Here is a 10,578-nt window from a genome sequence, read left to right as displayed (position 1 = left end):
GAACCCGGCTGGATCCCGGCACACCGTTGGCGGACCAGTGTCGAACAAAGCGAGAAGGTATCGATTTTGGAGTATTTGTGCCCTATCAAATCACAGGCACCGGCGTCGTGACGTCACATGGGTTGCATCCGGGGCAGGGCGCTCACCGTTTGCTCAGAGCGCTGCGAGAGCCAGTGCGGCGACCCACAGCTCTCGATCGATCGGATCGTCCGGCACACCGTGATCGGCCGACCGGAATATTTCCACGACATCGGCGCCGGGGCGCTCCCGCGACGCCGACCAGAGATTGCCCCGTGCGTCGGCGGTCCGCATCAGGGCCGCTTCCGCGTGGAATCCGAACCCCCACAGCGTCTTACGGGGCGCCCGCGAGAAGACCAGCGTCGCCAAATCCTGGAACGGCGGATCAGCGGATGTCGGCAGCGTGAGAACGCCGATCTGATCCGGACCCGCCAGGGTGAGGCCGAAAAAGAGGGGACTCGAGTCCGACTGCTCGTTGGCTCCGAGCAAGGTGGCGGTCACGGTGCGGATCAACTCGTCGGATGGGTAGAGGATCGTTCGCGACATAGCTGCCTTGCGCCTTCCCGGAATGGACCGCGCTTCCCCCGCGCGGTAGTCGGCCTTGATTGTGGGCTGGACCACAGTAGCGTCGCAGACGGCCGCGCGCTCGGCGCACAGTGAGATCCCGATACCGAACTCGATCTGCCTGTGGTGCCGAAAGATCGAGGTCGGGCGCTTGGCGCGCGGTGAGTTGCCGTGACTTAGCCAGCGATACCGATAACAATGCCGCGCATGACGGTGGCGGCGAGCGGCGGTTTGATAGATCGGCGGATTGATCAGGCGCTCGAAGCGACACCGCACGGGAGATTTCGGCCCGACATCGAGGGGTTACGAGCAGTCGCCGTGCTTGCCGTCGTGCTTTTTCACGCGAACACGCCCGGGGTCGGGGGCGGATTCATCGGTGTCGACGTCTTTTTCGTCATTTCCGGATTCCTCGTCACCGGAATCCTTTGGCGGGAAGCGGCTTGCGCCGATACTGTCGGGCTGCTCCGGTTCTACGGCGCGCGGGCCCGCCGCCTGCTGCCCGCGGCTGGTGTGGTGGTGGTTGCCACGGCGATCGGCGCGGCGGTACTGCTCCCGCCGCTGCAGGCTCGCCAAGTCCTCGGCGACGGAATCGCCAGCGCCTTGTACGCCGGGAATTATCGGCTGGCACTGCACGGCACCGACTACCTTGCCACCGATACGCTTCCGTCGCCGTTTCAGCACTACTGGTCGCTCGGTGTGGAGGAGCAGTTCTATCTGTTGTGGCCCGCACTGATCGCCGGCACGGCGTGGTTCGCGCGGCGGCGCGCAATCGGATCGGCCGCTGTGTTCCCGTACCTGGTCGTTCTTGCGGTTGTCGCCGCGCTATCCTTCGCGATCTCGCTGACCTGGACCCACACGCTGCCACCGTGGGCGTTCTTCTCGCTGCCGACGCGGGCATGGGAGCTGGGCGCAGGCGGCATGATCGCGCTGTCGGCCGGTGCGTGGTCCCGGTTGCCGAAATCGGTCGCCGCCCCCGCCGGATGGATCGGTCTGACCCTGATCGTCGCGGCGTGCACCCAGCTGAACGGGAAGACACCATATCCGGGCACTGCGGCCCTGCTGCCCGTTCTCGGTACCGCCCTGGTGATCGTATCGGGTTGTGTGGAAACACGATTCGGGGTTGGCCGCAGACTGGCGGTGCCGGTAATGCGGGCGATCGGCCGCGTGTCGTACTCGTGGTACCTGTGGCACTGGCCGGTATTACTGCTGGCGCCGTGCGTGCTCGGTCATCAACTCGGACGAGGTGGCTCTATGGGCGCGGTTATCATGGCAGGCGGACTCGCCATGCTCACGTTGTGGCTGGTCGAGAACCCGGTTCGCTTCGCGGCCGCGTTGCGCGGGTCGGCCGCACGCAGCCTCGCCTGTGGTGGCGCGATCACCGCGGTCGCCGGTGGTGTCGCACTGATGCTGCTGGTGCTCACTCCCGTCCCGGTCGGCCGCGGCGCAGCGGCCGCGGCTCTCACGCTCGCCACACCGGCCGCACCGGCCCCCTCCAGCGCGGACGCGCACGACGCGACGGTCCGGCAGCTGACCGCGCAGACGCAGGCCGCAGTCGCCGCCTCGGCCGAAATCCGTGCTGTCCCTTCGAATCTCACCCCCTCGCTGGCCGACGCGCCCGGCGACAAGGCGGGCGTGTTCGTCGACGGCTGCGTGCGATCGTGGCGTGACGTGGGACAGGCCGAGTGCGCCTCCGGCGATCCGGACTCGGCCACGACAGTGGCCCTGGTCGGCGATTCACACGCCGCGATGTGGCATCCGGCGTTCGAGTCGATCGCCGCGCAGCGGCACTGGCGGCTGGAAACCATGGCCAAGGTCACCTGTCCGTTGCTCGGCTTGCCCATCACCAGCCCTTACCTGGGACGGGAGTACACCGAATGCGAGCAGTGGCGCGGTCAGATCTTGGCTAGGTTGCAGGCCGAACGCCCCCGCTTGATCGTGGTGAGCATGTCCCGGCGCTACGGCGCCGACTTCGGCTTCGTCTCTTACGACCAGGCCTGGATCGACAGCCTGAACCGCCTGGTCGGCCAGCTGCGAGCGACCGGGGCGGCGGTCCTCGTGCTCGGGGCGATCCCCGATCCGCACACCACTGTGCCTTCGTGCCTGTCCGAACATATCGACAATGCCGCGGCATGCACGCCGGCGCGGCCGGAAGCGGTCGACGACGCGGGTATAACCGCTGAGCAGGCGGCAGCTACCACCGGCGGCGGCCAGTACGCCGATCTGACCTCGCTGTTCTGTACTGCCGCCAGCTGCCCACTCATCATCGGTGACAACCTGGTGTACCGCGACGACAACCACCTCACCGTCAGTTACGCCAGAACACTCGGACCGGTCATCGCCGCACTCGCCGACCGTGCACTCGCCGACGGCTGAGTCGGCCACGCAGGTCCGGGATCACCGGTGCTTCTCGGCGGATATGTAGGCCGCCTGCTGCAGCCGGTCGAGCAGTTCGGCAGGCAGGTCGGTGGGCAAGTCGGTGATCGGGCGGCCGTAGGTGGCGGCCAGATCGAAGGGGCTGACGCGGTGGACCGACCAGTCGTGCCGAGACAGCCAGTCCCCGGGCTCGGCGCGGGCGTCGTCGTACCACAGGTCGTGCACGTTCAAGTTGCCGAATGGGTTGGGGCCGAAGAACTTTTCCTCCATGTCGAAGTGGCGCTGGTCCATGCCGCGGCCGAAGTCGTCGGCGGCGACGCAGCTGCCGGGTTCGGACAGGGCGTCGATGCGTTCGAACAATGCGTCGTGCGCCGAACCCGGCAGGAACGGCAACAGGCCCTCGGCCGACCACGCCGCCGGACGCCCCGGATCGAAGCCGGCAGTAGTCAGTGCGGCGGGCCAGTCGTCGCGCAGATCGACCGCCAGGGCGCGCCGATCGGCCGTGGCCACAGCACCGTGCTCAGCGAGCACCCGGTCCTTGAACTCCAGCACACGGGGCTGATCGATCTCGTAGACGACCATGCCCGCGGGCCAATCCAGCCGATAGGACCGCGCATCCAGACCGGATGCCAGGATCACCGCCTGGCGCACACCCTGCTGCCACGCCGCGGCGAAGAACTCGTCGAAGAATCTTGTCCGAACTCCCATGAACCGCCCGAACAATCCGCCCGCGCCCGCCGACGCCGGTTCCTCCAGTGTCTGCAGAAAGTGCGGTTCACCCGCGGCCTCGACGAACCACGCCGCAAACTCGTCGTGGATCATCGGCTCGGGATCGAGCGTTTCGAGTGCGCGAAACGTGGCGACGCCCAAGGCAGTCAGACCCACGCTCGTCACGATGTCCCAGCTGTCTCCGTCCGTTCGCATAAATATCACCCCATGGTGTCAGCGATCAATGGCAGGTCGTTCAGCGGTCAGGTGTGGGTACGGTAATGCGGGTTCACGATGCGCTCGAGGGCCGCCAGATCCGATTGCAGGGCATAGAAGGTGCGCAGGGCGACGGCGAACGCGATGAGCCCACCGATACAGAGGGCTACTATCGAGCCGATCACTGTGTGCTGCTGATGCGGAGTCAGGAATATCAGCCCCAACGACACGCCGATCAGCGGAACCGATGCTGCCACACCGAGATACACGCGGCTGCGCCGGATCAGCCGATGCAGCCTGGGGGCGTCGTCGGGGGAGATGTGACCGGCGGCGACCAAACCCGGATAGTACCAGCGCAAGACGAAAAACGTGGCCGGAAAGTACGTGTACACGACCGCCACCGCGGCCGCGACGAGGCTAGAGGCAATCAGATTCGCCAGCAGCCCGGCCGGTATCGGCCCCAGCGACAGCAACTTCACCGCGAAGATGCCCATGGCCAGGATCCATCCGATAAACGCGACCGCCGCGATCCGGTCGCCGCAGGCCAGGGTGTCGGCGCGCGCCCGGGCGAGGGTGGCCTCGTCGAATTGCTTGCCCCGGCGCAGGCCGTCGGGCACCAGGAAGACGTTGCGGCACCAATACAGCAGGCCGGCGATGGCGACCGGATAGGAGATCGCGATCACCACGTACCCCAGGTGGGTCAGCCGCCCGGCAGCCTCGGAGCCCAGTTGGAGTTGGATCAGCCGGACGTTGTGCGCCGAGAGGTACAGTCCGGCCGCGACCTGGCCGAACATGCTTGCCGGAATCACCACCGGGATCGGCCGCATGCGCAGCCGTGCCCGCAGGCTGTGTGCCGGCGGGTCGACCAGATCGCGGGCGGCCCGGTCCTGGCTCAATTCCAGCTGCTGGGCCAGTTCGGCGCCGCCGGGATAACGGTCGGCAGGGTCGGGCGCAAGGCAGGTGAGCAGTGCGTGCCGGAGTAGGGCCGGGCAGTCCGGGGGCAGGTCGGCCTCCAGGGTCGCATCGACGAGCCGGCGGCGTCGATCGATCATCGCCTGCAACGATTGCTCCGATTCGCCCGCTCCGAACTCGTCGTCGAACGGTCGCCGTCCGGTGAGCAGTTCCCACAGGACCACAGCCAGCGAGTAGAGGTCGCTGCGGGTATCGAGATCGGCGGCAGTGGTGGCCAGGGTGGGGTGGCAGGCCTCGAGCTGTTCGGGGGACATGTAGGCCAGGGAGCCGCCGAAGTAGGCGACGGGGTTCGCACCGGGCAGGTGGCGGCTGAAACTGATGTTGAAGTCGGCCAGTTTGGGCTGGCCGTCGGCGGTCAGCAGCACATTCGCGGGTTTGATGTCGCGGTGCAGCACACCATGGTGATTGGCGTAATCGAGCGCGGTGGCCAGCCGGGCGCCCAACCAGGCTACGGTCTCCGGCCAGGTGAGCTGTTCCAGTTCCGCGCGCGCGGGCGAGTGCTGCGGCTCGAGCACGCCCGCGCTCGTGGTGGCGGCGTCGATGGCCTGCAGCAGCAGCTTGCCGCTGCGTCGGACCGGTGGGGTGCTGTGCAGCTGCCGCAGCACACCCAGCAGGGTGCCGCCAGGCACGTACTGCATGTACATCAGCTTCAGATGCTGTTCGGCGAGCTGACGCTGATCGAAGACGCGGACGATGTAATCGTGGTCGAGCTGGGCCAGCGTCTGCGGTTCGGTGCCGCGGTCGCGGGAGATCTTCACAGCCACCAGCCGGCTCAGCGATCGCTGCCGAGCCAGGAATACGCGCGCGAAGGCGCCGCGGCCCAGCGGCAGCAGCAGATCGAAATCGTCGACGGCGGCGCCCGTACCGATGGCCTCGAGGGCATCGAGTGCCCCGGGGTCGGCCAGCAGCGTGCTGCGCAGGCCGCCGACATCGGAAGTCTCGGTGATGCAGGCCATTTGGGCCGGATAGTCGTGCTCGTACTCGGTGAGGTCGACGTCGTTGCGACAGCTGCGGGCACTGATCTCCTCGTAGATGAGATCCGGCGGCAACGGGGCAGTGCCCAATTCCGGAAACCGTTCGCGATAGTCGGCAAGGCGCAGCGCGTCGTCGCTGCGCTGCCACCGTTCGTGCAGATCTACCTTGATCAGCTCGATCAACGTGGTCCGCCGCAGCGCGGGCTCGACGGGCAGGTGGGCCGACAGATCGGGCGGTTCGCTCGATGCTTTCCAGTCCCCGGCGAACTGGGCAACCAGGGTCGTCAACGCGGTCTGCGTTGCCGTCGCGCGGGCGACACCGGCGCCGGGTGTGCTCGCTCCGAGGTTGTGATCCATCGTCGCTCGCTTCGAAGTGGTCTAGCCTGGGTTCCGCACCGAGGGGTATCGGATCCCTCCGGCGAGTAGCTGGCACTTCACCAACAGCCTTTCGCCCTTGTGCCCATTTGTCCACCCCCGACCTCGTTTGGTGAACCGGGCCTCGGAACTCGCGATGGGAACCGGCGGACCGTTCGCCTTTGTTGGCGATACGCTGGGCATTGTCGGAAGGGTGAGCAGGTGGTGCCCGGTGTCGGTGCGCATGCGGAGTGGATCGCACGCCGCTGATGGTCGGCGATGATGCGCCGCAGACCCAACGTGAGCCGGCCAGAGACTTCTTGACCGCACAGTTACCTCGTGGCGATATTGGCGGCCTTACGCCGGGCATCGTCGGCGGCGTGTATTTCGTTTGCGTACAGCAGGCCGAAGGTGAATCCGTTCTCGCCCGCTGCGGTGCCTGCGGTTGTCGCGGTGCGCCACAGGAATCGTGACGATACGATGCCGTCGTTGTAGTCGCCGAGCACTCTTTGAATCTTCTTGTAGTACTTGATGTTCGACTTCGCTTGCTTGCGCTTTCCCACGGGCTCGAGTAGTTCGGCGGCGTAGCGGGCTCGTTTGGCGGCCTTGCGGGCGCGGTGCAATGACGCGTGTCGATGGTCGTGCAGGGCGGTCGCGAGCCGGCGATCGGCTTTGCGTGCGGCCTTGCGAGCTCGTTTCACGGGTTCACGTCTGCGAAGTCGCCTGTCGAACGGCGGGTGCGATTGCCAGGCATGCAGGGTCGCCAGCAATTCCAGGTAGCGAGTCGAGTCCATGGCCTCAGTGAGTGCGTTGCGGCTGGGCACCTGCCGGGACAGAATCGTCGCGTCGATGCGCGCGGCGACCGGGCCGAGGACGAGTTCGGGCGGCAGTTTGTGCACTTGGTCGGCCAGACGGCGATGTTGCACGTGGCAGTCGCGCACATCGCCGAGTAACCCTGCATACCACTTCAATTCGTCTTCGACAGCACCGATGGCGGAGCGGTCGAACAGCTTTTTGAACACGCGCAGGGTGCTGCGCAGGCGTCGCGTCGCGACGCGGGTGTCGTGGATCGGTTCCTGGCCGCGGCGCAAAGCGACGTCACCGGCGAAGATCAAGTCGATCTGCGCGGTCATGTATTCATAGATGGCGCGCTCCGCCGCAGTGTCGGTGACCGGCCTGGGCTGCGCGGGCAGCACGTGGGACAGCTTGGAGGGAAACTCCGACCTGCGTGCGCCCGCCTCGGCGAGACTGTCGACCAGTGCCTCGGGTACAGCGTCGATCCGCGGGCCGAGTTCCACCTCGATCTCGTGCCAGGCGACGGAACTTCCGTCAGGCGGTGTCGTATCGACGATGTCGTCGTCGACTTCGACTATCAATTCGCCGTCCGGCCCGAGTACGCGGTGGCGATTGCGCAGCGTGTGAATCGTGGTGATCGCGTGCAGTGGTTTGCCAAGCGCCGCGCCGGTGACCAGCTCGACGAACTCGGGCGGCAGTTCCTCCGAGAGCGGAGCATGCAATTCGGTGCGACCGCTCGGATGGGGGACTTTCAACTGCCAACCGGATTCGTCGGCACCTTCCCGGCGGCGCAGGGTGAGATTGTGAGCGAGCAGATCTCGCTCGGAGGTATCGAAATAGGTGCTGGTCAATTCGACCGACGTCTTCTCGATACGACTGTCGGAGACGAGGTTGTCCAATGCCGGAAGAGAAAAGACCCCGTCGACCTCCCATTTGCTTTCACGTTCCAGTACTTCCTCCATAAATTGGGCGTTCCCGGCCTACCTCACCTGAAACAGTCGGCGTCGCCCGCATCGAGCTCGATCTCGTCGCGTATTCGGCCGGGCTCAACAGCCCTTACCCGCAGCGACGGACCGTGGATGAAGATCTCGATCTTGCGGCGCACATCGGGTCGGTGAGCATCGCCTTCTGCTCGGGCTGCTCGTAGACCATTACCGGTTCGTCATCGCCTGCGATCACGAAGTCGAACACGGCCTCGGCCGGCGCCGCCCTTGTACCGACTGCCACTCTCCGCCGGCACGCCTGCCCGGTCGGCGATCGCGGCCACTGTCCTCGACCGGAACCTGTCGCTTTCGGACAACTCTCGTGTGGCGACCACCATCGCGGGGTGCCGTGCCCGGGCCTGCGTCGAACACCGATCGCCGGTGAAGGTCGGGGTGATATCGCGATGGGACTGGGCGGCGTCGCGGGTGATTCGACTTCACTGGTCGACGAAATTAGTTGCGGCAGTTGACCTTCAGCGTGCAAACCGGAAAAACATCGGTTGCGAATTCGGTGAGTCGGCGGAGTGCGGGTGCGATCCTGGCTCGCGGGGCGAGAGTGCGCCCCGCGGTGCCGGACTTCATCGGAGGAGCAGTCATGACTCATTCATTACCGGAGTCGACGGGCGTCGCGGCGACGACTTCCGCTCAGCCGCCGAAACCCGCTGCGGGGCAGCTGATTCGGCACCAGCCCGCAACCTACGGCATGGATCGTGATCAGTCCGGTAGCCGAAGAATGTCGGTATTCCGCGTGTCGGTGTGATGGCGAGGGCATACTGTGCGAGCCCAAGCTGTCCCGAGGAGAGACAAGACCCGAAGGGGCCCGTCGTGACCAGTGCGATCGTCGCTCGTGTTGCCGAAACCGCCGAACTACGCCAGATCCGCACGGCGGTAGACGCATTGAAAATCCGACGCGCGCAGCTATCGGCCGAGCACAGGTAAGCAGACGCGTCCGCCGCGCGCAGGCACGTCCGACTGGGCACGCGACTGGCTCGACGGCACCACACCCAGAGCCAGGCAGAAAGGCGCGACGCTCGGTGCGATCTGCGCCCGCCGTTCGCGAACCTGGATTGCCCACTGCCCCAGCTGATATCGCTCGATTCAACATGGGGACCGCGGCGGCAACAAGCCTCATCGGTCGCCGCCGTCTTCGCCGGGATGTTGCTCTTCGATGTCCGCGGCGACGAATTCCAGCCATTCTCAAGTCTTCTCAACTCGGAGGAACGGATGAACCCATGGACTGAGCGGCTCTCGGTCAACAGAGTCGCTGTCGTGTCCGCCTCGGTCCTGATTGCGGTGGCGGCGGTCGCATCCTTCGCGTTCGCACACCATCTGGCACGGTTGGCCGGAACGCCGTCGGCCATCGCGTGGCTGTGGCCGATCGTGGTGGGCCTCACGGTCTTTCAGATCGCCTACTGCTATGTGATGGTCGGAACGTTGCCGTATCGGACCGGAATCATCCGACTGTACTTCGGGGTTCTCCTGCTGAGTGGTGTCGCCGCCGGCGTCCTCGGAAACGCGTTCAACGCAACCGATCCCGGCGAGCTTTCGCTGGCCGCCAAAGCAATCATGGGTGCGGTTCCGCCGTTGTGCCTGCTGCTGATGGTCCTCAACACCTCGATCTTCTTGAGCACAACCAAACCCTGGTTGCACGGTGCGGACAACTTCCCCCGACGTACCGCAGCTGAAACGCCCGTCGTCGACGCGGCCGGACGTCTCCTGTCTTAGCTCGTCCTGCCCTCGACTGGCCCGCATGCAGATCGGAGCTCCTTGTGGCGCTGCGACGCAGCCGCAGAACCTCGTTCGAGTCCGCGGAACGCGTCCATCCCGGTCTCGAACCCGCCGCCTACGCCTTCCTGATGCGGCTCGACGCCATCGGCCCCAGCCGTCCCAGCGACCTGGCCAGCTACTTCCGCATCGGAAAAGCCACTACCGGACGCCAGCTTTCGGCACTCGAGGAACTCGGACTGATCGACCGGCAACCCGATCCGGACGACGGTCGCGCCCAACTGCTCGCGCTGACCACACTCGGTAAACAGCGGCTGGACGCGACCCGCACCGCCCGCCGCCGAGTGCTGCACGAACGACTGTCGAGCTGGCCCGAATCCGACCTGGCCACACTCGCCGAACTCCTGCACCGCCTCAATGCCGAATTCGGCGACTGAGACCGTCCCCCTCTTCGGTGCGCACCGCGGCGTGTCGCCGGGTGATGAGCCAGCCGACAGCGCCCGCGGCCGGGATCAGGATCATCGCGAACACTTGGATCACCTTGCCGAACTGCAGGCCCAGTCCGCTCGCACCGGCTTCGGGTTCGAAATAGTCGATCGCGAAGTTCGTGATCAGGGGTGCGGTAACCACCGCGATGATCGAATTGACGGCCGTGAGGGACACATTGAGTGCGACGTCGCCGCCGAACAGGTGACTGAGCAGGTTGGCCATGGTACCGCCCGGCGATGACGCGAGCAGCAGCATGCCGACGGCGAGGGCGGGGCGGTAGATCGAAGAGCAGGACCAGACCGAACGCGATTGCCGGCAGCACGAGCAGCTGACACACCAGCGCGATAGCGACAGTCCTGGGTTGGCGCGCGGCGCGGTGGTCTGGTCCTTCCGTTCAGCGAGAAGGA

At 66.1% G+C, this 10,578-nt stretch carries 9 protein-coding genes and 1 pseudogene; 4 read left to right on the top strand and 6 right to left on the bottom strand.

Annotation, left to right across the window (positions count from 1 at the left end):
* Positions 1-153: 153 nt before the first annotated feature.
* Entirely contained in the window at positions 154-564 is a 411-nt protein-coding gene (locus tag ACFYOW_RS02610) for a hypothetical protein (protein ID WP_387283820.1), read from the bottom strand.
* A gap of 225 nt (positions 565-789) precedes the next feature.
* Between ACFYOW_RS02610 and ACFYOW_RS02605 the strand changes: the two genes are divergently transcribed.
* The gene (locus ACFYOW_RS02605; RefSeq protein ID WP_387283818.1) at positions 790-2,955 is read left to right on the top strand and encodes an acyltransferase family protein; all 2,166 of its coding nucleotides are present in this window, start codon (positions 790-792) and stop codon (positions 2,953-2,955) included.
* Positions 2,956-2,976: 21 nt separating this feature from the next.
* Here the strand turns inward: ACFYOW_RS02605 and ACFYOW_RS02600 are convergent, their stop codons facing one another.
* The 4 genes from ACFYOW_RS02600 to ACFYOW_RS02585 form a co-directional block, all read right to left on the bottom strand.
* The gene (locus tag ACFYOW_RS02600; RefSeq protein ID WP_387283816.1) at positions 2,977-3,879 is read right to left on the bottom strand and encodes a class I SAM-dependent methyltransferase; all 903 of its coding nucleotides are present in this window, start codon (positions 3,877-3,879) and stop codon (positions 2,977-2,979) included.
* A 47-nt stretch (positions 3,880-3,926) separates the two neighbouring features.
* A complete protein-coding gene (locus ACFYOW_RS02595) occupies positions 3,927-6,182 on the bottom strand; it encodes a serine/threonine-protein kinase (protein WP_387283814.1) in 2,256 nt (751 codons plus the stop codon).
* Between the two features lie 329 nt (positions 6,183-6,511).
* A complete protein-coding gene (locus ACFYOW_RS02590; RefSeq protein ID WP_387283812.1) occupies positions 6,512-7,936 on the bottom strand; it encodes a CHAD domain-containing protein in 1,425 nt (474 codons plus the stop codon).
* Between the two features lie 474 nt (positions 7,937-8,410).
* Positions 8,411-8,554, bottom strand: coding sequence for a hypothetical protein (locus ACFYOW_RS02585; protein WP_387283811.1), 144 nt, complete (start codon positions 8,552-8,554; stop codon positions 8,411-8,413).
* On the opposite strand from ACFYOW_RS02585, the gene ACFYOW_RS02580 reads away from it, so the two are divergent.
* From ACFYOW_RS02580 to ACFYOW_RS02570, 3 genes are all read left to right on the top strand, one after another.
* Entirely contained in the window at positions 8,553-8,717 is a 165-nt protein-coding gene (locus ACFYOW_RS02580; RefSeq protein WP_387283810.1) for a hypothetical protein, read from the top strand. The genes ACFYOW_RS02585 and ACFYOW_RS02580 overlap by 2 nt on opposite strands.
* Positions 8,718-9,226: 509 nt before the next feature.
* Positions 9,227-9,682, top strand: coding sequence for a hypothetical protein (locus ACFYOW_RS02575; protein ID WP_387283808.1), 456 nt, complete (start codon positions 9,227-9,229; stop codon positions 9,680-9,682).
* 44 nt (positions 9,683-9,726) lie between these two features.
* Positions 9,727-10,119, top strand: a complete 393-nt coding sequence (locus tag ACFYOW_RS02570) for a MarR family winged helix-turn-helix transcriptional regulator (protein WP_387283806.1) — start codon at positions 9,727-9,729, stop codon at positions 10,117-10,119.
* A 37-nt stretch (positions 10,120-10,156) separates the two neighbouring features.
* Here ACFYOW_RS02570 and ACFYOW_RS02565 read toward each other — a convergent pair.
* Positions 10,157-10,547 (bottom strand): annotated as a pseudogene (locus tag ACFYOW_RS02565) (bile acid:sodium symporter family protein); the annotation flags it as partial.
* Positions 10,548-10,578: the final 31 nt, after the last annotated feature.

Source organism: Nocardia sp. NPDC006982 (genome assembly GCF_042869435.1).
Taxonomy (GTDB): domain Bacteria; phylum Actinomycetota; class Actinomycetes; order Mycobacteriales; family Mycobacteriaceae; genus Nocardia.
The sequence above is the reverse complement of the archived record's forward strand: the minus strand, read 5'-3'. Positions and strand labels throughout refer to the sequence as shown.